Raw genomic sequence first — 22,413 nt, 5'->3', positions numbered from 1 at the left:
AAACCGCCCGTAGAGGGCAAAAATGGAGAAATGACATGCGTCACGCACGAGGCTATCGCCGCCTGAACCGGACCCACGAACACCGCAAGGCGCTGTTCGCAAACATGGCGTCCTCGCTCATCGTTCACGAGCAAATCAAGACCACCCTGCCCAAGGCCAAGGAACTGCGTCCCATCGTGGAAAAGCTTGTTACCCTTGCCAAAAAAGGTGATCTGCATTCCCGCCGTATCGCCCATTCGCGCATCAAGCAGGACGAAGCCGTTCAGAAGCTGTTCGACATCCTGGGCCCCCGCTACGCAGAGCGCTCCGGCGGCTACGTTCGCATCATGAAAGCCGGTTTCCGTTATGGCGACATGGCTCCGATGGCGATCATCGAATTCGTCGATCGTGACCCCGCGGCGAAAGGCGCAGCCGACAAGGCCCGCGTCGCCGCCGAAGAGGCGTCCGCCGAAGACTAATTCAACCATTTCAGATGGTTGCAAAGGCCCTCGCCCAACCGGCGGGGGCCTTTTTGCATGGCGCTGGCGTCCCGGTCCGGGGCCAAAGCTTGCAATCCGCGCCACCGCCCCGCATATCTGCCGGACCCGGCCCGTGACGAGGAAACCATGACCCGTATCCTGCCGCCTTTCCTGGGCATCGTCGCCCTCATCTCAGCCCTTCCGCCGCTTGCTCCGCTGCCTGCCCAGGCGCAGACGCGGGTGCCGTCCTCGCAGGCGGAAATCTCCCTCGGTTTCGCGCCGGTGGTGCGCCAGGCGGCGCCGGCCGTGGTCAATATCTACGCCCGCCGCATCGTCGAACGCCGCGTTTCTCCTTTCGTCAACGACCCGTTTTTTCGGGACTTTTTCCGCGAATTCGGGCAGCCGCGGCCGCAGGTGCAGAACTCGCTCGGCTCGGGCGTTATCCTGTCGGATGACGGCATCGTGGTGTCCAATTACCACGTGGTCGGGCAGGCCGATGACATCCGTGTCGTGTTGAATGACCGCCGCGAATTCTCGGCCCGGGTCCTGCTGTCGGACAGCGAGGCCGACCTCGCCATCCTCCAGATCGACGACGCCCCGCAGGACATGCCCCATCTGCAATTGCGCGATAGCGACAATGTCGAGGTCGGGGAACTGGCGCTGGCCATCGGCAACCCCTTCGGTGTCGGTCAGACCGTATCGTCGGGCATCGTCTCGGGCCTCGCCCGTTCGGGCACCGCGACCGGCAATGGGCGTGGCTATTTCATCCAGACCGATGCGCCGATCAACCCGGGCAATTCCGGGGGCGCACTCATTGATATCAATGGAGATTTGATCGGTGTGAACACGTCCATCCTGACCCGGTCGGGCGGCTCCAACGGTATCGGTTTCGCCATCCCCTCGGCCCTTGTCGCGCAGTTCGTGGCGCAGGCCCGTCAGGGCAATGACCGCTTCGAACGCCCCTGGGCCGGCATGTCGGGGCAGGAGGTCGACGCGACCATGGCCGAAAACCTCGGCCTGCCCGTGCCCGGCGGTGTCATCGTCGCCGAACTGCACCCCGAAAGCCCCTTCGGTGCTGCGGGGATAGAGGTGGGTGACGTGATCCTCGCCGTGGACGATCTGGCCGTAAACACCCCGCCCGAAATGATTTTCCGCATGTCGGTGGCCGGTCTGGGCGCACAGACCCAGGTGACCTACTACCGCGACGGCGAAGAGGCGCAGGCCGAGGTCGACCTCATCGCCGCCCCCGATGAACCGCCCCGCAACCCGATCACGACGACCCGCAATTCGCCGATCCCGGGCCTGTCGCTGGAAACCGTGAACCCCGCCGTCGCAGCGCAGCGCGGGCTCGATACCGGCACGACCGGCGTGCTCGTTACCGATCCCGGCCCCGTCGGTCAGCGCGTCGGCCTTCTGCGTGGTGACGTCATCCAGGGTGTCAACGGCATCGCCATCGCCGACAGCGCCACCCTGGCCGAGGTGCTGGCCACCGCGACCCGCAGGCTCGACATCAACCTGATCCGCACCGGCCGCCGCATGACCCTGCGGCTGAGGCTGTGACGGGATGAGCGATCTGTTCGACCAATCCGGCGCCGACAGCACCGCCCCGCGGCCCCTGGCCGACCGCCTGCGCCCCCGCGCCCTGTCCGAGGTGATCGGACAGCAACAGGTGCTGGGCCCCGATGCGCCGTTGGGGGTCATGCTGGCCTCTGGCAGCCTGTCCTCGTTGATCCTGTGGGGGCCGCCCGGCGTGGGCAAGACCACGATCGCCCGCCTGCTGGCCGATGAAACCGACCTTGATTTCGTGCAGATCAGCGCGATCTTCACCGGCGTCGCCGACCTGAAAAAGGTGTTCGAGGCCGCCAAGCAACGCCGCCGCGCCGGCATGGGCACGCTCTTGTTCGTGGACGAGATCCACCGCTTCAACAAGGCGCAGCAGGACGGGTTTCTGCCCCATATGGAGGACGGAACGATCCTCCTTGTCGGGGCCACCACGGAAAACCCGTCCTTCGAGCTGAACGCGGCGCTTCTGTCCCGGGCCCAGGTCCTGGTGCTGGAACGGCTGGGGGATGGTGACCTCGATCTGCTGCTCAGCCGTGCCGAAACCGAACTGGACCGCAAGCTTCCGCTGACCGACGCGGCGCGCACCACCCTCAAGGATATGGCCGATGGCGATGGTCGTGCGCTCCTGAACCTCGTGGAACAGGTTGCCGCCTGGCGGACTGAGGGTGACCTGAGCCCCGAGCAGCTGTCGACCCGCCTGATGCGCCGCGCGGCCAAGTACGACAAATCGGGCGAGGAGCATTACAACCTCATCTCCGCGCTGCATAAATCCGTGCGCGGGTCGGACCCGGATGCCGCGCTCTACTGGCTGGCCCGGATGCTACAGGGCGGAGAGGATCCCCGTTTCCTGGCCCGCCGCATCACCCGCATGGCGGTCGAGGATATCGGCCTGGCCGACCCGCAGGCGCAGGGCATCTGCCTGGAAGCCTGGCAGATCTACGAACGCCTCGGCTCTCCCGAGGGGGAGCTCGCCTTGGCCCAGGCGGTGGTCTACCTGGCGCTCGCCCCGAAATCCAACGCGACCTACGTGGCCTACAAGGGCGCGATGGCCCTGGCGCGCCAGACCGGCAGTGCCATGCCGCCCAAACATATCCTGAACGCGCCCACGGGCATGATGAAGGATCAGGGCTATGGGGCTGGCTATGCCTATGACCACGACGCGGAGGACGGGTTTTCCGGCCAGAACTACTTTCCGGACAATGTCCCGCGCCCCGACCTTTTCCAGCCGGTGGAACGGGGCTTTGAGCGCGATTTGAAAAAGCGGGTCGAATACTTTGCAAAGTTGCGCGCCAAGCGGGCCGGGGATTGAACGCCGCACCCGGTTCCGTCCCGTCGCGAACCCCGCTTTTGCCCAACCGTGATTGACTCCCCCCGCTTCTGACGCCATGACCCGATCATGATCCCGACCCTCCTCCAGGTCGCGCTTGGCGGTGCCATCGGTGCCTCGGCGCGCTATCTCACCGGCCTTGCGGCCATCCGCCTGATCGGCCCGGGTTTTCCCTGGGGCACGCTGACCGTGAACGTGGTCGGTTCCTTCATCATGGGCGCGATCGTGGTGGGGCTGGCGCATCTGGGCCAGAACCGGTTTGCGCCGTTCCTGTTGACCGGGCTTCTGGGCGGCTTCACGACCTTTTCGGCCTTTTCGCTGGACGCGGTGACGATCTGGGAACGCGGCCAGGCGGGCACGGCCATCGCCTATGTCGCGGCCTCTGTCTGCCTGTCCCTGGCGGCGCTGGTGGCCGGGCTTCTCCTTGCACGGAGTTTCGCACAATGAGCGGCGTTCAACATATCACCGTCCCGGCCGAGGATGCGGATCAGCGGCTGGACCGCTGGCTGCGCCGGACCTTTCCGCAGCTGACCCAGGGCCGCATCGAGAAGATGTGCCGCAAGGGCGATCTGCGGGTCGACAAGGGGCGGGTCAAATCCAATGTGCGGCTCGAGGCCGGGCAGGTCGTGCGCGTGCCGCCGATCCCCGACACCGCCGCCCCGCCGCCCGAGGCGCAGCCCAAGGTGTCCGAGGCCGATGCCCGGATGATCCGCGATTGCGTGATCTACAAGGATGACGACGTCATCGCGTTGAACAAGCCGCCGGGCCTGCCCACCCAGGGCGGCAGCAAGCAGACCAAGCACGTGGATGGCCTGGCCGAGGCTTTGAAATTCGACCTCGACGAAAAGCCCAAGCTGGTGCACCGGCTGGACAAGGATACTTCGGGTGTCCTTCTGCTGGCGCGCAACCGTGCCGCGGCCCAGCATCTGACGGCGGCGCTGCGGCACAAGGAAACGCGCAAGATCTACTGGGCGCTCGTCGCCGGCGTGCCGACCCCCTACCTGGGCGAAATCCGCTACGGGCTGGTCAAGGCGGGCGGCCACGGCAAGGGCGGGGAGGGCGAAAAGATGATCGCCATCCACCCGCGCGAGATCGACGCGACGCCCGGCGCGAAACGCGCGCATACGCTCTATGCCACGCTCTACCGGGTGGCCAGCCGCGCCTCCTGGGTCGCGATGGAGCCGCTGACGGGCCGCACTCACCAGCTTCGGGCGCATATGGCCGAGATCGGGCATCCGATCATCGGTGACGGCAAGTATGGCGGGTCGGGTCAGGAAAATCTTGGCGATGGCTGGGGCGCGCAGCTGGGCGGTATCATCTCGAAGAAACTGCACCTGCATGCCCGGTCCATGACCTTCGAACATCCCGTCACGCGCAAGCCCATCACCATCACCGCGCCCCTGCCGCCGCATATGGCCGACAGCTGGGAAACGTTGGGCTGGGCCGAGGATATCGCCGCCGACGATCCCTTCGCGGAGCTGCACTGACATGACCCCGCGTCTCGTGATCTTCGATGTCGACGGCACGCTGGTCGACAGCCAGGGCGATATCGTGGCCTCCATGACCGCCGCCTTCGATGCGGTCGAACTGACCTTGCCATTGCGGGCGGAGCTGCTGGCCATCGTCGGTCTGTCGCTGGATCAGGCCATGCACCGGCTGGCCCCGGAAACGCCGGTTGCCACCCGCGACCGGCTCGTGGCGGCCTACAAGGAAGAATACCAGCGTCTGCGCAAGGCGGGCGGGGCCGAATCCAGCCCGCTATATCCCGGCATCGGTGCGGTGGTCGAAAGCCTGTCGACCCAGGATCATACGCTGCTGGGCATCGCCACGGGCAAATCGCGCCGGGGGCTCGATGCGCTGCTGGACAATCACGGATGGACGGGGCTGTTCCAGACGGTGCAGGTCGCCGATGACCACCCGTCGAAACCCCATCCCTCGATGCTGATGACCGCGCTGGCCGAAACCGGGGTAGAGACCGCGCGCGCCGTGATGATCGGCGACACGACCTACGATATGCAGATGGCGCACTCGGCGGGTATTCCCTTTATCGGCGTCAGCTGGGGCTATCACGCCCCAGCGGCGCTGACCGGCGCCCGCGCCATGGTCACCGACGCCGCGGACCTGCCCGCCGCGATCGACCAGGTGATCGGAAACTGACAGGAGGCCGCAATGAGCGACTGGAAACCCAAGCGGTTCTGGAAAACCACTGCCGTGACCGAGGCTGAGACGGGCTATACCGTTCAGCTGGACGGTCGCCCCGTGCGCACGCCCGCCAAGGCGGCGCTCATCATGCCCTCGCGGCAACTGGCCGAGTTGGTGGCCGCCGAATGGGATGCGCAGGAAGACCAGGTCGATCCCGGCACCATGCCCGCGACCCGTGGCGCCAATGCCGCCATCGACAAGGTCGTGCCACAGCATGCCGAGGTCGCGGACATGTTGGCTGAATATGGTGACAGCGACCTGCTGTGCTACCGCGCCGATGCCCCGGTGGAGCTGGTCGATCAACAGGCCGCCGCCTGGGATCCGCTGCTGGACTGGGCTGCCGACACCTACGGCGCCCGGCTTGAACCGCGCACCGGCGTCATCCACGCGCCCCAGGACCCCGAGGCCGTGGCCCGCCTGCGGCGCGAGGTCCATGCCCTCGATGCCTTTCAACTGGCGGCCTTTTCCGACCTGGTCAGCCTGTCCGGGTCGCTTGTCATCGGCTTTGCCGCGACCCGCGACGCGCAGCCCATCGAACAGCTTTGGGATCATTCCCGGCTGGACGAGATCTGGCAGGCCAAACTCTGGGGCAAGGATGAAGAGGCCGAGGCGCATGCGGCGCTCAAAAAGGCATCGTTTCTGAATGCGAAACGATTCTTTGATTCTGTCACGATTGGCGACTGATCCGGCCTGCACGTCACAAAGCGAAAAGGAACAAGGGCTCTCGGGGGCCGTCTTTGTGCTTTTTTGTTGCTTTTGACCAAATGGTTCAGTGCCGCCTTTCTGGGCAGCAAAATGCCCTTAAGTTAGCCATGGATCGTGCGTTTTTGATGATGTGACCCTTGACCGTTTGGAATGAATCCCTCCAAACTCCCCGCATGCTGGAGGGGGGAGAACCCACCGGTATCTCCGCCGGTCCCTTAGGGGGGGCCGTATGAACCGCTATCAACAAGCGGAAAATCAGGAAGAGGTAAACATGAACAAATCTGTTTTCTTTGGCGCGCTGACCGTAGCCGGTCTGGCCGCAGGCGCATCCGCCGCAGCCACGCTGGATGACGTCAAGGCCCGCGGCACGCTGAACTGCGGCGTGTCCACCGGTCTCGTCGGTTTTGCCGCCCCCGACGCCGATGGCGAATGGGAAGGCTTCGACGTTGCCGTCTGCCGTGCCGTCGCCACCGCCGTTCTCGGCGATCCGAATGCTGTCGAATTCGTTCCGACCACCGGCAAGACGCGTTTCACCGCGCTGGCCTCCGGCGAAATCGACATGCTGGCCCGTAACACCACCTGGACCTTCTCGCGCGATGTGGACCTCAAGTTCACCTTCGTCGGCGTGAACTACTACGATGGTCAGGGCTTCATGATCCCGAAAGCCCTGGGCGTGTCCTCGGCCAAGGAACTGGACGGCGCGACCGTCTGCATCCAGACCGGTACCACGACCGAGCTGAACCTGGCGGACTACTTCCGCGTCAACAACATCAGCTACGAGCCGGTGCCGATCGAAACCAACGCCGAAGCACAGCAGCAGTACCTGGCAGGTGCCTGCGACGTCTACACGACGGACGCCTCCGGCCTGGCCGCAACCCGTGCGACCTTCGAAGCACCCGGCGATCACGTGATCCTGCCGGAAATCATCTCCAAGGAGCCGCTGGGCCCGCTCGTTCGCCACGGCGACAGCGAATGGGGTGACGTGGTCCGCTGGTCCCTGAACGCGATGGTCGCGGCAGAAGAACTGGGCGTGACCTCGGCCAATGTCGGCGAAATGTCGATGGAAGCCGGCGACAACCCGGAAATCAACCGTCTGCTCGGCACCGAAGGCAACCTGGGCGAAATGCTCGGCCTGGACGCCGGCTGGGCGAAGATGATCATCGAGAACATCGGCAACTACGGCGAAGTTTTCGAAGCCAATATCGGCGAATCCACTCCGATCGGTCTGGCCCGTGGCCTGAACGCTCAGTGGACCGAAGGCGGCCTGCTCTACGCACCGCCGTTCCGCTAAGGGACGACGGGGAAGGGCGCGGCAATGACCGCGCCCTTCTCACATCTTGGCTCCGTAGAAACGGGGCAGGAATGACCGGCCAAAGCGCGAAGACGCATCCAAGAACAGGCCGGATAACGGGGAACATACAATGACGACCATTTCCGACCCGCCATCGGAGTCGTTCCGGCTATCCATGCTGTTGAACGATACCCGCTATCGGTCCATGACGTTTCAATTCATCGCCCTGATCCTGCTGGCAGGCGCCATTGGCTTCCTCGGCTGGAACCTGATGCGTAACCTCGCATTGCTGGGGCAGGACATTTCCTACGAATTCCTCGGGGAACCGTCGGGTTACGACATCAACCAGAAGCCCATCGAATATACCAGCCAGTCCACGCATATGCGGGCCACGATCATCGGGGTGCTGAACACCCTGATCGTTGCGTTCCTGGGCTGCATCACCGCCACGATCCTTGGCGTCACGGCTGGCGTTCTGCGCCTGTCCAAGAACTGGATCATCCGGAAACTGATGATGGTCTATGTCGAGGCGTTCCGGAACGTCCCCGTGCTGATCTGGATCCTCATCATCTTCTTCGTGATGACCGCGGCCCTGCCGCCGCCAAGCGCGTTCCGCGGCGATGATCCCGACAGTTCCATGCTGTTTGGCGCCTTCGCCTTCACCAATCGCGGCATCTACATTCCCCGCCCGATCTGGGAAGCGGGCTCCGGTATCGTAGTCGGCGTGTTCATCGCCTCGGTGATCGCGGTCTTCGCCTATCGGCGCTACACGACCAAGCTGCTGTACGATACCGGCAAACTGCTGCCGCGCGGCTGGCCGAGCCTGGCGATCCTGTTCATCCCGACCCTCCTAGTCTACTTCATTATGGGCCAGCCGATCTCTCTCGATCTGCCGGCGCTGCGCGGGTTCAACTTCCAGGGCGGCACGCAGATCCGCGGCTCGCTGATCGCACTGTGGTTCGCCCTGGCGATCTATACCGGCGCCTTCATCGCGGAAAACGTCCGTGCGGGCATCCAGGCCGTGAGCCATGGCCAGACAGAGGCCGCGGCCTCTCTCGGCATGCGTCCGGGCCGCATCATGAACCTCGTGGTCCTGCCCCAGGCACTGCGCATCGTCATCCCGCCGGTCATCTCGCAATATCTGAACCTGACCAAGAACAGCTCTCTCGCGATTGCCGTGGGTTACATGGACCTGACGGGCACCCTGGGCGGCATCACGCTGAACCAGACCGGCCGGGCCATCGAATGCATCCTGCTGCTGATGCTGTTCTACCTCGCGATCTCGCTGACCATTTCGGCGGTGATGAACGTCTACAATTCCCGCATGCAGCTGAAGGAGCGCTGAGATGTCCGATACACATGCGCAATCCGTCGGCTTCGTCCAGAAGACGCAAATCCCGCCCTCGCCGCCGCCCGCGGCGGAAACCGGGGCCTTCAAGTGGATGCGGGAGAACCTGTTCTCCTCCACCGCCAACGCGATCATGACGATCCTGGGGATCCTCGCGATCTACTGGTTCGCCTCCTTCTCGCTGCCCTGGCTCCTCAACGGGGTGTGGGACGCCGAGAACCTCAGCCAGTGTCGCGAGATCCTCGACGGCACCAGCGGCGCCTGTTTCGCGGTGATCGCGGAACGCTGGAACCAGCTGATCTTCGGCTTCCAGTACCCGAGCGAAGAATACTGGCGGCCCTTCCTGGCCTTCCTGCTGCTGCTGGTCGCGGCGGCGCCGGTCCTGTTCTCGAAGCTGCCGCGCAAGATGCTGATCTTCACCGGCCTCTATCCCTTCATCGCCTTCTTCCTGATCTGGGGCGGGTCGATCTGGGTGCCGGTCTTCGCGCTGCTTGGCTTCGTCGCGGGCTATTTCGCCTTCAAGAAACTGGAAAAGCAAAGCTTTGCCATGGGGTTCTTCGGGGGTGTGATCGCGGCCTTCGCCTTCTGGTGGGTGTCGGGGTTCATCACGCCTGACCTGTCGCGGATCATTCCGATCGACCTGCCGGCGGTTCCGTCGCGGGACATGGGCGGCTTCATGCTGAACCTGATCCTCGGCACGGTGTGTATCTCGCTGTCGCTGCCCATCGGTATCCTGCTGGCGCTTGGACGTCGCAGCCAGATGCCGCTGATCAAGTGGATCTGCGTGATCTTCATCGAGTTCATCCGCGGCGTGCCGCTGATCACGCTGCTCTTCGTGGCGAACGTGGTCCTGGCCTACTTCCTGCCGCCGGGCACGACCTTCGACCTGATCCTGCGGGTGATCATCATGATCACCATGTTCGCCTCTGCCTATATCGCAGAGGTGATCCGGGGTGGCCTCGCCGCACTGCCGAAAGGCCAGTACGAGGCGGCGGATTCGCTGGGGCTGGATTACGCCCAGGCGATGCGCCTGATCATCCTGCCGCAGGCACTGAAGATCTCCATCCCGGGCATTGTGAACGTGGCCGTGGGTCTGTTCAAGGACACCACGCTGGTCTCGGTCATCTCGATGTTCGACATGGTCGGCATGATCCGCGGACCGATCCTGGCCTCGACCGACTGGAACGGCGTCTACTGGGAACTCTTCCTGTTCGCAGCACTCCTGTTCTTCGTCGTCTGCTACGGCATCTCGCAATATTCCCAGTGGCTTGAGCGTCAGCTCAACACCGGACATTCACGCTAAGGAAAGGGACGGTCATGACCGATACCGCAACCGATATTTCGTCCGTCAACCCCGAGCAGATGAAGGTCTCGGACGAAGTCGCCATCGACATCCGGAACATGAACAAATGGTACGGAACCTTCCACGTCCTGCGTGATATCGACCTGACGGTCTATCGCGGGGAACGGATCGTGATTTGTGGCCCCTCGGGGTCCGGCAAATCCACCCTGATCCGCTGCATCAACGCGCTGGAAGAGCATCAGAAGGGGTCGATCGAGGTCGACGGGACCAAGCTGTCCTCGGACCTCAAGAACATCGACAAAATCCGGTCCGAGGTCGGCATGTGCTTTCAGCACTTCAACCTCTTCCCGCATCTGACGATTCTCGAGAACTGCACCCTCGCGCCGATCTGGGTCCGCAAGACGCCCAAGAAGGAAGCCGAGGAAACGGCGATGCATTTCCTGGAAAAGGTGAAAATCCCCGACCAGGCCAACAAGTATCCCGGCCAGCTTTCGGGCGGTCAGCAGCAGCGTGTGGCGATCGCCCGCTCGCTCTGCATGAAGCCGCGGATCATGCTGTTCGACGAACCGACCTCCGCGCTCGACCCCGAGATGATCAAGGAGGTGCTCGACACCATGATCGAGCTCGCCCAGGAAGGCATGACCATGCTCTGCGTGACGCACGAGATGGGCTTTGCCCGCCAGGTCGCCAACCGCGTGATCTTCATGGACCAGGGCCAGATCGTGGAACAGAACGAACCCGAGGCCTTCTTCAACAACCCGCAATCCGACCGGACCAAGCTGTTCCTGTCGCAGATCCTCGGGCATTGATCCTTTCACATGCCGGTCTCCGGACCGGGTGGGGCGCGCCGCTGATGTGGCGCGCCCTTTTTCGTGTCGTGCCATGACCGGGCTGCGCCCGGTGCCTTCGGCGAGAGTATTTTGGGCAAGATGAAGCCGGGGATGCGCCCGGCCACCCGGCGTGGCGCGGGGGATCAGCCGGTCAGTTCGCGCGGGGTGAGGAAGTTCACCACCCGGCCGGTTCCGAAATGGGCGGCGCTCCAATCGTCGATCGGCAGGTCGGCCACCAGGGTGGCGCCGGTCGGGTAATCGACGAAGCGGCCATGGGGCGGCGGCGACATGACCAGCCGATTGGCGAATTCGCCAATGCCGGGATTGTGGCCGATGAGCATGACCGTGTCGCCCTCGGCGCCTTGCAGGACGGTGAGGATACGGTCGAGGCTGGCCAGGTACAGATCGGGCCGCATGTGGACCGGGCCATCCATCTTCAGCCGTTGATGGGTTTCCTGCGTACGCACGGCGTCGGAGCACAGGATCATGTCTGGCGCGATATCGAGAGACGTCAGCCACGCACCGATGGCGCGGGCGGCCTTGCGGCCCCGCGCGTTCAGCGGGCGTGCGTGATCTTCGAGGTTGAGGTCATCCCAGCTCGATTTGGCATGGCGCATCAGGACAAGGCGCTTTGTCATGTAAGTGAAACGTCCGACTAGAGAAAATGGATCATATGAAATGCTGAATGCGAGGAAAGTCTTCCATGATCCTGGCCCGCAGGGCAAGCCCGACGTGCAGCGCAGCCGCGCGACATGCAATCCTGCCCCGCATCCGTGACCAGGTAGCCCTTGCAGGCGGGAACGTCGTAGCCGCCCGGGCCCAGGGCGGTCACCGGGCAGGCGGTGAGGCAGGGCTTGTCCGCGCAGCTGTCACAGGGGGAGAGCGGGGGCGCCGGCGCGTCGACCCGCACGGACATGGCCAGCGCGCCGCGGAAGGACAGGTAGAGCCCGGCCTGCGCATGCACCATCATCCCGACCGGGGAGGAGGCGGCAAAGCCAGAGGCGAGCGCCCAGGCGATGAAGGGCTGAAAGGGCGGCCCGCCGAAGGGAAAGACCGGCCGGGCATCCAGTTCGGCGGCCCAGGCCGTGATGACCCGCAGCGACCAGCGATCCATCGGATCGGGGGCGCCGTCGCAATATTCGGGGCTGTCGGTGAAGGCCGGCCAGAAGGCAGGTTCGTCCGGGGACAGCATCAGAAGGGTCTGGCAGCCATCGGGCAGGTCGTCGCGCGGCCCCTGCAGCACGGCTGTGATCGACAGGTGCCGGGCCCGGGCCGCATCCTGCAGCGCCGCCAGCCCCGGCATGGATCAGTCCGCCCGGATCAGCGACCCGGCGCCGTGATCGGTGAACAGCTCGAGCAGGGTCGCGTTCGGCGCGCGCCCGTCCAGGATGACCACCGCGCGCACGCCCCGGTCGATCGCGTCCAGCGCGGTTTCCGTCTTGGGGATCATGCCGCCTGCGATGACGCCATCGGCGGTCATCTGGCGGATCTGGGCGGCGCGCAATTCGGTGACCACGTCGCCCTCGGCGTTCTTGACGCCGGCCACGTCGGTCAGCAGCAGCAGCCGGTCGGCCTTGAGTGCGCCGGCAATGGCGCCCGCCGCCGTGTCGCCGTTGATATTGTAGGTCTCGCCATCCCGGCCCATGCCGAGCGGTGCGATGACGGGGATGATATCGGCCTGGAACATCGCGTGCAGGATGGTCGTGTCCAGCTCGACCGGTGTGCCCACGAGGCCAAGCTCGGGATTGTCGGCTTCGCAGATCATCAGCTTGGCATCCTTGCCCGACAGGCCGACGCCCTTGCCGCCGGCATCGTTGATGGCCTGGACGATCCGCTTGTTGACGCGGCCCGACAGGACCATTTCGACGACTTCGACGGTGGCCTGGTCGGTCACCCGCTTGCCGTTCACGAAATCCGACTTGATCTGGAGACGCTCCAGCATCTCGTTGATCATCGGGCCGCCGCCATGAACGATCACAGGGTTCACCCCGACCTGGCGCATCAGCACGATATCGCGGGCGAAGGTCTCCATCGCCTCGTCGTCGCCCATGGCGTGGCCACCGAATTTCACCACCACGATGGCGCCTTCGTAACGTTGCAGATAGGGCAGCGCCTGGTTGAGCGTGCGGGCGGTGGCGATCCAGTCGCGATTCATGGCGTCTTGTTTCTTCATGGTTCCGGAAACTCAAGGGTCAGGCACCGTGATACGGCCAAGTCCCGCCCGTGCCAAGAGCGGGAATGGCACATTTCCGCCACAGGTTTTGCTTGTCTCGGACCCATGCCCCATGTGTCGCGTTGTGCAATCACAGGCGCCTCGGGCGTCAAACAACGAGCAAGGAGATAAGCACATGACCCGTATCAAGACCGTACTTCTCGGGACCGCCCTCACCGTGACCGCCGGTGCCGCCATGGCAGGCACCCCCGTCGCCGCGCCGGAAGACCCGGTGATTGCCACCCCCGTCACCCCCGTCATGACGATCGGCGATTGGACCGGTGGCTATTTCGGTGGCTCGCTGGGCTATGGTGACTACGAATCCGGCGCCGCATCCGGCGATGGCATGACCGGTGGCCTGTTCGCCGGTTACGACTACGATTTCGGTTCCTACACGCTGGGCGGCGAAGCGCAGTATGTCGGCAACGACATCAGCGTCGGTGGCACGTCCCTGGACAACATGGCCCGCCTGAAGGCGCGCGTTGGCTACGATGCCGGCCCGGCGCTGATCTACGGGACCGCCGGTGTGGGCTATGCAGACAGCGCGATCGGTGACGACACCGGCTATGTCGCGGGCGTCGGCATGGACTACAAGCTTTCCAACAACGTGTCCGTGGGTGCAGAATACCTCTACAACCACTACGACAATTTCGCGGGGTCCGGCTCCGACCTGACCGGCAACACGTTCGAAGCGCGCGTCAGCTACCGCTTCTGAGACGTCTGAAGCGTCACTCCAACCCTGCGATGATGGATCGCAGGGTTGCGATCCCGTCGCCCTTCTCGGACGAGGTGAGAACCAGTTCGGGGAAGGCGGCGGGATGTTTCGACAGCGCCTTGCGCGAGATGTCGAGGCTCTTTTCCAGGTCCGATTTCCGCACCTTGTCGGTTTTCGTCAGCACCGCCTGAAAGGTCACCGCGGCGCTGTCGAGAAGCGACATGATCTCTTCGTCGACACTCTTTACCCCGTGGCGCGCGTCTATCAGCACGAAGGCGCGGCGCAGGGTCTGGCGGCCGCTCAGATATTGCTTGAGCAGGCGTTGCCATTTCTCGACCACCGGCAGCGGCGCATTGGCAAAGCCATAGCCGGGCAGGTCGACCAGGTAACCGTGATTGCCCATGGTGAAGAAGTTGATCTCTTGCGTGCGGCCCGGCGTGTTCGAGGCGCGAGCCAGGTTCTTGTGACCGGTCAGCGCATTGATCAGGCTGGACTTCCCCACATTCGACCGGCCCGCAAAGCAGACCTCGATCCGGTCGGCAGGCGGCAGGCCGGACATGGCGACCACGCCCTTGACGAACTCGGTCTCGCCGGCAAACAGCTTGCGTCCCGCCTCGGCGGCCGCCTGGTCGGGTTCTTCGACAATGGGAAAGGGCAGGGGGGTCATAGCGGGGCTACCTCGTCTCCGACGCGCAGGGCGCCGCCCTTGGTCACGACCAGCGCGACCGAGAAATCCTGGTGACCGAACCCGTCGAGAATCTCCAGCGTCGGGACGTCACGCTCTCCGGTATCGGTGTTTGCGGTCGTGGCCATGCAGCGATCGATGCGAAAGGCCACACGTGCCTCGGCCTCGCCCAGGCGGATCGTCCGGTCGACCCAGTCGAACTCCTCCCAGGCGGTCAGGCCGTCGACGAAGATGTTGCAGCGCCAGCGGTGCACCTCGAACGGGGCCGCGGCCTTGTCGGCCACCGCCTGATGAGAGGCGAGGCTGGCCAGGGAGATCGTCGCATCCGGCGTATCGGTCAGGCCGCGGTCGGCCGGGGCCGGGACCAGGGCGGTCGGGGCGGCGCGCCCCTCTGCCACCAGGGGCGCGACCCAGCGGATCAGGCGCTCTTCGTCGGTGGCCGTATCGATGAACAGGTCGGGGCGGTCGGGATGGGTCAGGTGCAGCCGGTCGCCCTCCGTCCGCAGGGTCACCGCCATCAGCTTGGGAGAGGACGCGCCGCGGATGAAGTTCACGCAGCGGTTCCAGACCCCGTCCTGCAGTTTCGCCGCCTCATGCGCCACGGCCCAACGACGGTCGCCGGGCAGGGTCTGCCCGGCGATCAAGTCGACCTCATCCACCTCTTCGCGGCCTATGGCCTTGATCGGGTGGCGGTACAGCGCGGCGATGCGGGCCGTCACTTCTTCTCTTCCGCGGTCTTCTTGCGGCTGAAGCTCTTGCGGATATTGCCGAAGACATCCGGCTTGAACCCATGGCTGCGCATGATCGCGTATTGCTGGACGAAGGTGATCATGTTGTTGGTGATCCAGTAGATGACCAGGCCGCTGGCGAAGGTGCCCAGCATGAACATGAACACCCAGGGCATCCAGGCAAAGATCATCTGCTGCGTCGGGTCCGTGGGCGCCGGGTTCAGCTTTTGCTGCAGCCACATGGAGACACCCAGCAGGATCGGCAGCACGCCGAGGCTGATGATCGCGAGGAAGCTTTCAGGCGACGGCGGTGCGAAGGACAGCAGGCCGAACAGGTTCAGGATCGAGGACGGGTCAGGTGCCGACAGGTCGCGGATCCAGCCGACCCAGGGGGCGTGGCGCAGTTCCAGCGTGACGAAGATCACCTTGTAGAGCGAGAAGAAGATCGGGATCTGCAGCAGGATCGGCAGACAGCCCGAGGCCGGGTTGACCTTGTTCTTCTTGTAGAGCTCCATCATGCCCTTCTGCATCGCCTGGCGGTCGTCGCCGGCCTTTTCCTTCAGCTTCTCCATCTCCGGCTGCAGCTCGCGCATCTTCGCCATGGAGGCGTAGGATTTGTAGGCCAGCGGGAAGAGCAGCATCTTCAGCAGCACGGTCAGGGCGATGATCGACCAGCCCATGTTGCCGATATGGCTGTTCAGCCAGTGCAGCACGGCGAAGATCGGCTTGGTCAGGAAGAAGAACCAGCCCCAGTCGATGGCGTCCAGGAAACGGGTCACGTCCTGCTGATTCTCGTAATTGCGGATGGTTTCCCATTCCTTGGCGCCGGCAAACAGGCGCGTTTCCGACGCGGCAGAGGACCCGGCGGCGATCTCGACGGTCGGCAGAACGGCATCGGCCTGGAAGATGTTGCGCTGCGGGTAGTATTTCGCGGTCGACCGGAACGGCGTGCCGGTGTCGGGGATCAGCGTCGACATCCAGTAATGGTCGGTATAGCCGATCCAGCCGCTTTCGGCGACTTCGATCCGGTCGGCGGGCACGCCTTCGCGGCTGTCGACGTCGAAATCTTCCATGTTGCCGTAATCTTCTTCCTGCAGCTCACCGTCCGACAGGCGGATCAGGCCCTCATGCAGCACGAAGAAGTTCTTCAGGTCGGTCGGTTCGCCATGGCGGCGCAGCAGGCCATAGGGGCGCAGAGCCACCGCGCTGCCGGTGGTGTTCTCGACCGATTGCACGACGGTGAACATGTAATCCTCGTCGACCGAGATCGTGCGCGAGAAGATCAGACCGGCGCCGTTGTCCCAGGTCAGCGTGACCGGCGTCTCCGAGGTCAGCGTTGCGCCTTCGGGTGCGGACCAGACGGTCGCATCGGTGGGCACGTTGCCGCTCTCGACGCCCGAGACGGGCACCCAGCCATAGGTGGCGTAGAACGAGTTCTCCTGCCCCTCGGGTTTCAGCACGGCCACGCGGGTGGCGTCGGCATCCAGCGAGGTCAGGTAATCCTTCAGCTTCAGATCGTCGATCCGGCCGCCCTGCAGGTTGATCGACCCGGCCAGGCGCGGGGTTTCGATGGTCAGGCGCGGTGCGGGTTCCGCGGTATCGGCGGTTGCGGTGCCAGCGGGGGCGTTGCCGGCCGACGGGGCCGTGGTACCGGTGGTCGCTTCGCCGGGCACGCCGGGCGCGCCGCTGTCACCGCTCGGCACGCCGGGGGTGCCCTCGGCGGTCTGGCTTGTCTCTGTCGGGGCGTTCGGGTCCTCGACCACCTCCGGTGCGGGGAAGAGCAACGACCATCCGAAGATCACGACGAAGCTGAGCACCACTGCCAGGATGAGGTTCTTGTTCTGATCGTCCATCAAACGGGATCCCGTGCCATGTAGAAAGTCAGGCCGGTTCAACAGAGGAAGGGTGGAAAGGTCAAGGGGTGATCGGGAAAACGCGGCGACGTGGCCCGACCGTCCCGGCCCCGCACCACCCCCGGTTTCAAGGCCTGCGGCGGATGATCCGCGGCGGCGCCTGCAGTTTCGACACATGGTCGCGCACCCAGGGCTCCGTCGCCTCGAAGGCCATCGGGCGGCCCAGTCCGAAGCCCTGCACGTGGCCGCACCCCAGCTGCGCCAGCATCGCATGTTCGCCCGGCGTCTCCACGCCCTCGGCCAGGGTTTCCAGGCCCAGCCGTTCCGCCATGGTCAGGATCGCGGCGACCATGCGCTGCTGCTCGGGGTCGCGATCCACCTTCATGACAAAGCTCCGGTCGATCTTGATCCGCTGCACCGCGAAGCGCCGGATGGAGGAGATGGAGGCATGGCCGGTGCCGAAATCATCCAGGTCGATGCGGCATCCCAGCTTGGCCAGCCCGTTCACGTTGCGCGACACCACGTCCTCGGGCGAGGCGGCAACGACGGTTTCCAGCACCTCCACCGACAGGCGGTGCGGGGCCAGGTCATAGCGGTCGAGCTCCCATTTCACCTTGTCGATCAGCTTGGGATTGCGCAACTCGTCCGACGAGAAATTCACCCCGACGCATGGAATATCCAGCCCCGCATCGTCCCAGCTGCGCAAGGCCGACAGCGACCGGGTCAGCATGATCTCTCCCAGGCGGGCGAGTTTTCCGGCATTTTCGAGAATCGGCAGGAAATCGGCGGGCGAGATTTCCCCGCGATCCGGATGGATCCAGCGCGCCAGCGCCTCGAACCCGGTGACCTGGCCCGTATCGGTCGAGATCTGTGGCTGGTAATAGGGCCGGATCTGCCCGTTCTCCAGCGCCGCCGCAGCTTCGTCGGCAAAGATATGGCGCGAGCGTTCGGAGCGACGCATTTCATCGGAATAGGAGCGGATCGCCGAGGGCGCGTTGCGCGACGCCTCGGCCAGGGCGGTTGCGGCGGCGTTCATCAGCGCCTGTCCCGTCTGTTCCGGCGTCCGAGAGCCCAGGCAGAACCCGACCGATGCCGAGACATAGATCACCGTATTGTCCAGGATCACCGGTTCCTCGCAGGCCATCTGCATGCGGCTGGCCAGCTGGATCGCGGTTTCGATGTCCAGATGCGCGACCGGTGCCAGGGCGATCCCGAAACTGTCAGAGCCGATCCGGCAGACAAGGTCGTCGTCGCGCAGGGTCGATCGCACCCGTTCCGCCGTTTTCTGCAGGATGTGATCGCTGGCCATGCGCCCGTAGCGGTCCGTCACAACGTCGAAATCATCCAGTGAAATCATGTAACAGGCGGTCGCACGGCGCCCCGTGCGGGTGCCGGTCAGCGCCATGTTCAGCGTCGCCTGCAGGGCATCGCGGAGGGGCAGGCCCGTGACACCGTCACAGCTGCGCGGTGGCGGCGCGGGCGGGCGGTCGAACCCGCCCAGAAACGCATAGACAGCCGGCAGGCCGAGGGTCACGGCGATCAGCCAGCCCTCACCGCCGAACCAGAAGGCCCCAAGCGCCATCGCGGGCAGGAAAGCCAGCATCTGTGGCCCGAAAAACAGGCGCTTCAGCCGGGTTTGCAACAGCCCTGTTCCGTTCATGATCCGCGACAGCATACGCGTCCCTTTGTTGCGACACGGGGCCGAACCTAGGGGCGTTTGCTCAACAGCGGTTTAACGCAACTGCGGGATCTGCGGATTATTTTCGTCGCCAGGGCTGGTTTCAGACCCGGTTTCAGCCCCGGTTTCTGCGGGTGCATCCCGCATCAGCCCCGCGAAATCAAACAATTTCGGGTCAAGCATATGGGACGGCCGGATATTCATCAGCGACCGGAACATCACCTGGCGGCGGCCGGGGCTGTTCTTTTCCCACTGATCGAGGATCCGCTTCACCTGCTGGCGCTGCAGACCATCCTGCGACCCGCACAGATCGCAGGGAATGATCGGGTAGTTCATCGCGCGGGCGAATTTCTCGCAATCGGCCTCGGCCACATGGGCCAGCGGACGATAGAGGAACAGATCACCCTCTTCATTGACCAGCTTGGGCGGCATTGTCGCCAGGCGCCCGCCATGGAACAGGTTCATGAAGAACGTCTCGAGGATATCGTCGCGGTGATGGCCCAGCACGACGGCCGAACAGCCCTCTTCCCGCGCGATCCGGTAGAGGTTGCCACGCCGCAGCCGCGAACACAGCGCGCAATAGGTCCGCCCCTGCGGCACCTTGTCGACGACGATGGAATAGGTGTCCTGGTATTCGATCCGGTGCGGCACCTGCATCTTTTCCAGGAATTCGGGCAGGACGGTCGCGGGAAAGCCGGGCTGCCCCTGGTCCAGGTTGCAGGCCAGCAGGTCGACCGGCAGCAGCCCGCGCCATTTCAGCTCGTACAGGATCGCCAGCAGGGTATAGCTGTCCTTGCCACCCGACAGGCAGACAAGCCAGCGGGCGCCCGGTTCGACCATGCCATACTGATCCACCGCCTCGCGCACGTTCTGCACGATGCGTTTGCGCAGCTTCTTGAACTCGGTGCTCTTGGGGGCACCGTGAAAGAGCGGGTGGATATCGTCGGCCTCGTCCAGCATGGCGCGCATATGGCATGAAACCGGGGGGCGAGGGAAGGGCGCTTCGCAGGCATCGCGACGGTTCCGCAGGGCGATGCCCGGACAATCCGCGCGCCGTGGCTTGCATCGGCGCGGGCGCCGCGTGACAAAGCTCTCAGCGGTCGACAAGCGGTCGGCAAGCGGCCGGGCCGGGCAACAGGGGGACAGCGCGTGGCGGATTACGACGTGGCGATCATCGGCGCGGGCATCGTGGGCACGGCCACCGCGCTCTGGGCGCAGCTGCGCGGGTTCCGCGTGCTGCTGATCGACCCGGCGCCGCCCGGATCGGGCACCAGTTCGGGCAATGCCTGCACCATCGCCACCTATGGCTGCCTGCCGGTCAACGATCCCTCGGTCATCACCGGGTTGCCGCAGCTTCTGACCGCACGGGACAGCCCGCTGGCCTTTTCCTTCCGTCATGCGCTGCGCAATCCGCGCTGGATGCTGGGGTTTCTCGCCAATTGCCGCGCGGGGCGCTCCGATCACATCGCGGGCGTGCTGGCGGGGTTGTTGGCCCAGGCCGATGCCGGGCTGAACCCATTGATCGAGGCCGCGGGTGCCGAAGACCTGATCCATGCCCGTGGTCAGCTTTCGCTGTGGTCGACAGCGCAGGGTGCGCGCGACGCGCAATCCGGCCTCGACCGTCGCCGCGCCCTGGGCGTCACCCTCCAGGAGCTGTCGCCGGAGGAGGCGCAGGCGCTAGAGCCGGGGATCACCCTGCCGATCCACCGCGCCGCGCTCTTTCCCGAGGCGCGGCATGTCCACGATCCCGAGGCGCTGGTCCGCCGGTTCCACGCGGCTTTCGAGGAGGAGGCAGGGTTCACGCTGGTCGAAAAGGTGACAGAGGTGAATGCCCAGCACGATCACGTCATCCTGCGCACCTTCTCGTCCGAAGTGACGGCGACCCGCGCGGTTGTCGCGGCCGGGGCGTTCTCCTCCCGCATCTGGGGCGGAGGCGCGGAAAAACTGCCGCTGGGCACGGAACGCGGCTATCACCTGCTCTATGCCGGAGAGGCCGGGCGCATCACCCGCCCCGTCGGCTGGGGGGAGGGCGGCTTCTACGGAGTGCCCATGGCCCGCGGCCTGCGCCTGGCCGGCACCGTCGAAATCGCGGCGATCGATGCGCCCAAGAACCAGAACCGCCTCGATTACCTCGCCCGCAAGGGGCGCGAGATGTTCGGGGACCTGCCCGCGCCCACCAGCGACTGGATCGGGTTCCGCCCGACCATGCCCGACAGCCTGCCCGTGCTGGGTTATGCGCCGGGGACCGACCGGATCATCCACGCCTTCGGGCACCAGCATCTGGGCCTGACCCTTGGCGGCATCACCGGGCGGATCGTCACGGATTTGCTGGAGGGACGGCAATCCAACCTGTCGATCGAGCCACTCAGCCCGTCCCGTCGCTACGCGCCGCTCAGGGCGCGCTAGAGCCGATCAATCCGGAACGTCGTCGACGCCCATCCCGCCCCAGGGATGGCACCGCCCGATCCGGCGCAGGGCAAGCCAGCCGCCCTTGATCCCGCCATGCTTGCGCAGGGCCTCAAGTGCATAGGCGGAACAGGTGGGGTCATAGCGGCAATTATGCCCGACCCAGGGGGAAAAGACCGCCCGATAGGCCAGAACCGGCAGGGACATCAGTCGGGCCAGCGGGGTCATTCCTGGCCCCCCTGCAGCGCGTGCAGCTTGCCCAGGGCATAGCGCAGATCGCCTTTCAACGCCTCGAAATCCCGCTCGGCCGTGGCGCCGTGGCGGCCGATCAGCACGTAATCGTAGCCCGCCATTCCGGCCTCTGGCAGGACCAGCCGGGCGACCTCGCGCAGGCGGCGCTTGGCGCGGTTGCGGGCGACGGCATTGCCGACCTTCTTGGAACAGGTGAACCCCACGCGGATCGGCGCCTCGGCCGGTTCGTCATCGCGGCGCTGCCGGGCCTGGACCATCATGCCGGACGTGCCCTGCCGCCGCGCCCGCGCGCAGGCCAGGAAATCCGACCGCTTGCGCAGCACGGCCAGCGCGCCGCCCTTCAGCTTTGCTCCATCCACCATCGTCATCCGCAACACACCTTCACCGGGCCACAGGCGCACAAGCGAAAACCGCCCGGGCGCGGGGCCGGGGCGGTTCTGTCCGTTCCATCGTCGCAACGCCCCGCATCACGGGGCCAAACGCTTACGCGCTCAGCGACTTGCGGCCGCGGGCGCGGCGGGCGTTCAGGATCTTGCGGCCGGCCTTGGAGGCCATGCGCGCACGGAAACCGTGACGCCGCTTGCGCACGAGGTTCGAGGGTTGGTAGGTGCGTTTCATCGCTCCGTCTCCATCTGCTTGCGCCGGTTCGGCGGTTGGACCTGCGGAAGGCCCGGGGTTGGCTGGCGCGTCGCGCCGGTCTGGTCATGCGGACCAGACAACGGGGAATCGCCCGCCGGACCGCGTATGTTCGAAGCCCGCTCTATAGGGGCGGGTCCGCTATATGTCAAATATGCAAACCGCTCCGGAGCGAGGTTTTTCCAATGCCCCGCAGCGGCGAAAAGCGCAAGGCCCGAACG

Annotated in this window: 24 protein-coding genes; 13 read left to right on the top strand and 11 right to left on the bottom strand. The window is 65.1% G+C overall.

The features are described 5' to 3' along the window. The first annotated feature begins 35 nt into the window (after positions 1-35). The 11 genes from rplQ (at position 36) to ATO9_RS17450 (ending at position 11,006) form a co-directional block, all read left to right on the top strand. Positions 36-458 carry a 50S ribosomal protein L17 gene (gene rplQ / locus ATO9_RS17500; protein WP_043752368.1) on the top strand — a complete coding sequence of 141 codons (423 nt, stop codon included), beginning with the start codon at positions 36-38 and terminating at the stop codon, positions 456-458. 147 nt (positions 459-605) lie between these two features. Continuing rightward, positions 606-2,018 (top strand): trypsin-like peptidase domain-containing protein, encoded by a 1,413-nt coding sequence (locus ATO9_RS17495; protein ID WP_043752599.1) that lies wholly within the window; start codon positions 606-608, stop codon positions 2,016-2,018. Positions 2,019-2,022: 4 nt separating this feature from the next. Then, positions 2,023-3,330 (top strand): replication-associated recombination protein A, encoded by a 1,308-nt coding sequence (locus ATO9_RS17490; protein WP_043752365.1) that lies wholly within the window; start codon positions 2,023-2,025, stop codon positions 3,328-3,330. Positions 3,331-3,417: 87 nt separating this feature from the next. Next, on the top strand, positions 3,418-3,795 hold the full coding sequence (gene crcB / locus ATO9_RS17485; protein WP_043752362.1) for a fluoride efflux transporter CrcB: 378 nt from the start codon (positions 3,418-3,420) through the stop codon (positions 3,793-3,795). Further along, positions 3,792-4,835, top strand: a complete 1,044-nt coding sequence (locus ATO9_RS17480) for an RluA family pseudouridine synthase (RefSeq protein ID WP_043752359.1) — start codon at positions 3,792-3,794, stop codon at positions 4,833-4,835. Before crcB ends, ATO9_RS17480 begins: the two co-directional genes overlap by 4 nt. Position 4,836: 1 nt before the next feature. After that, the gene (locus tag ATO9_RS17475) at positions 4,837-5,505 is read left to right on the top strand and encodes an HAD-IA family hydrolase (protein ID WP_043752355.1); all 669 of its coding nucleotides are present in this window, start codon (positions 4,837-4,839) and stop codon (positions 5,503-5,505) included. Positions 5,506-5,517: 12 nt separating this feature from the next. After that, on the top strand, positions 5,518-6,234 hold the full coding sequence (locus ATO9_RS17470; RefSeq protein WP_043752352.1) for an ATP12 family chaperone protein: 717 nt from the start codon (positions 5,518-5,520) through the stop codon (positions 6,232-6,234). A gap of 292 nt (positions 6,235-6,526) precedes the next feature. Then, the gene (locus ATO9_RS17465; protein ID WP_043752597.1) at positions 6,527-7,546 is read left to right on the top strand and encodes an amino acid ABC transporter substrate-binding protein; all 1,020 of its coding nucleotides are present in this window, start codon (positions 6,527-6,529) and stop codon (positions 7,544-7,546) included. A gap of 130 nt (positions 7,547-7,676) precedes the next feature. Further along, entirely contained in the window at positions 7,677-8,891 is a 1,215-nt protein-coding gene (locus ATO9_RS17460; RefSeq protein WP_043752350.1) for an amino acid ABC transporter permease, read from the top strand. Position 8,892: 1 nt separating this feature from the next. After that, complete coding sequence (locus tag ATO9_RS17455) at positions 8,893-10,197, top strand: amino acid ABC transporter permease (RefSeq protein ID WP_043752347.1); 1,305 nt, start codon at positions 8,893-8,895, stop codon at positions 10,195-10,197. A 14-nt stretch (positions 10,198-10,211) separates the two neighbouring features. Beyond that, on the top strand, positions 10,212-11,006 hold the full coding sequence (locus tag ATO9_RS17450) for an amino acid ABC transporter ATP-binding protein (RefSeq protein ID WP_043752345.1): 795 nt from the start codon (positions 10,212-10,214) through the stop codon (positions 11,004-11,006). Between the two features lie 164 nt (positions 11,007-11,170). Here ATO9_RS17450 and ATO9_RS17445 read toward each other — a convergent pair whose 3' ends face one another. The 3 genes from ATO9_RS17445 to argB are packed head-to-tail and all read right to left on the bottom strand — an operon-like array spanning position 11,171 to position 13,200. Then, the gene (locus tag ATO9_RS17445) at positions 11,171-11,665 is read right to left on the bottom strand and encodes a SixA phosphatase family protein (RefSeq protein WP_043752342.1); all 495 of its coding nucleotides are present in this window, start codon (positions 11,663-11,665) and stop codon (positions 11,171-11,173) included. A gap of 17 nt (positions 11,666-11,682) precedes the next feature. Beyond that, positions 11,683-12,330, bottom strand: coding sequence for a hypothetical protein (locus ATO9_RS17440; protein ID WP_043752340.1), 648 nt, complete (start codon positions 12,328-12,330; stop codon positions 11,683-11,685). Positions 12,331-12,333: 3 nt separating this feature from the next. Then, entirely contained in the window at positions 12,334-13,200 is an 867-nt protein-coding gene (gene argB, locus ATO9_RS17435; RefSeq protein ID WP_043752338.1) for an acetylglutamate kinase, read from the bottom strand. Between the two features lie 175 nt (positions 13,201-13,375). On the opposite strand from argB, the gene ATO9_RS17430 reads away from it, so the two are divergent. After that, positions 13,376-13,954, top strand: coding sequence for an outer membrane beta-barrel protein (locus tag ATO9_RS17430; RefSeq protein ID WP_043752335.1), 579 nt, complete (start codon positions 13,376-13,378; stop codon positions 13,952-13,954). A gap of 13 nt (positions 13,955-13,967) precedes the next feature. Here ATO9_RS17430 and yihA read toward each other — a convergent pair whose 3' ends face one another. The 5 genes from yihA to ttcA form a co-directional block, all read right to left on the bottom strand. Beyond that, on the bottom strand, positions 13,968-14,621 hold the full coding sequence (yihA, locus tag ATO9_RS17425) for a ribosome biogenesis GTP-binding protein YihA/YsxC (protein WP_043752332.1): 654 nt from the start codon (positions 14,619-14,621) through the stop codon (positions 13,968-13,970). After that, complete coding sequence (locus ATO9_RS17420; protein WP_043752328.1) at positions 14,618-15,358, bottom strand: MOSC domain-containing protein; 741 nt, start codon at positions 15,356-15,358, stop codon at positions 14,618-14,620. The genes yihA and ATO9_RS17420 overlap by 4 nt, the downstream gene beginning before the upstream one ends. Then, complete coding sequence (gene yidC, locus ATO9_RS17415; RefSeq protein ID WP_043752325.1) at positions 15,355-17,220, bottom strand: membrane protein insertase YidC; 1,866 nt, start codon at positions 17,218-17,220, stop codon at positions 15,355-15,357. The genes ATO9_RS17420 and yidC overlap by 4 nt, the downstream gene beginning before the upstream one ends. Positions 17,221-17,347: 127 nt before the next feature. Next, positions 17,348-18,895 (bottom strand): putative bifunctional diguanylate cyclase/phosphodiesterase, encoded by a 1,548-nt coding sequence (locus tag ATO9_RS17410; protein ID WP_043752320.1) that lies wholly within the window; start codon positions 18,893-18,895, stop codon positions 17,348-17,350. A gap of 57 nt (positions 18,896-18,952) precedes the next feature. Continuing rightward, positions 18,953-19,858 carry a tRNA 2-thiocytidine(32) synthetase TtcA gene (gene ttcA / locus ATO9_RS17405; protein ID WP_043752593.1) on the bottom strand — a complete coding sequence of 302 codons (906 nt, stop codon included), beginning with the start codon at positions 19,856-19,858 and terminating at the stop codon, positions 18,953-18,955. A gap of 189 nt (positions 19,859-20,047) precedes the next feature. On the opposite strand from ttcA, the gene ATO9_RS17400 reads away from it, so the two are divergent. Then, on the top strand, positions 20,048-21,304 hold the full coding sequence (locus ATO9_RS17400; RefSeq protein ID WP_043752318.1) for an NAD(P)/FAD-dependent oxidoreductase: 1,257 nt from the start codon (positions 20,048-20,050) through the stop codon (positions 21,302-21,304). Between the two features lie 6 nt (positions 21,305-21,310). Here the strand turns inward: ATO9_RS17400 and yidD are convergent, their stop codons facing one another. From yidD to rpmH, 3 genes are all read right to left on the bottom strand, one after another. Beyond that, positions 21,311-21,532: a membrane protein insertion efficiency factor YidD gene (yidD, locus tag ATO9_RS17395; RefSeq protein WP_081979646.1), complete on the bottom strand. Its 222-nt coding sequence runs from the start codon at positions 21,530-21,532 to the stop codon at positions 21,311-21,313. Then, positions 21,529-21,924, bottom strand: coding sequence for a ribonuclease P protein component (rnpA, locus tag ATO9_RS17390; protein WP_081979645.1), 396 nt, complete (start codon positions 21,922-21,924; stop codon positions 21,529-21,531). Before rnpA ends, yidD begins: the two co-directional genes overlap by 4 nt. 115 nt (positions 21,925-22,039) lie before the next feature. Beyond that, complete coding sequence (rpmH, locus tag ATO9_RS17385) at positions 22,040-22,174, bottom strand: 50S ribosomal protein L34 (protein WP_043752316.1); 135 nt, start codon at positions 22,172-22,174, stop codon at positions 22,040-22,042. Positions 22,175-22,413: the final 239 nt, after the last annotated feature.

It is taken from the genome of Pseudooceanicola atlanticus (assembly GCF_000768315.1).
GTDB lineage: Bacteria > Pseudomonadota > Alphaproteobacteria > Rhodobacterales > Rhodobacteraceae > Pseudooceanicola > Pseudooceanicola atlanticus.
This window is presented reverse-complemented; position numbering and strand designations above follow the sequence as displayed.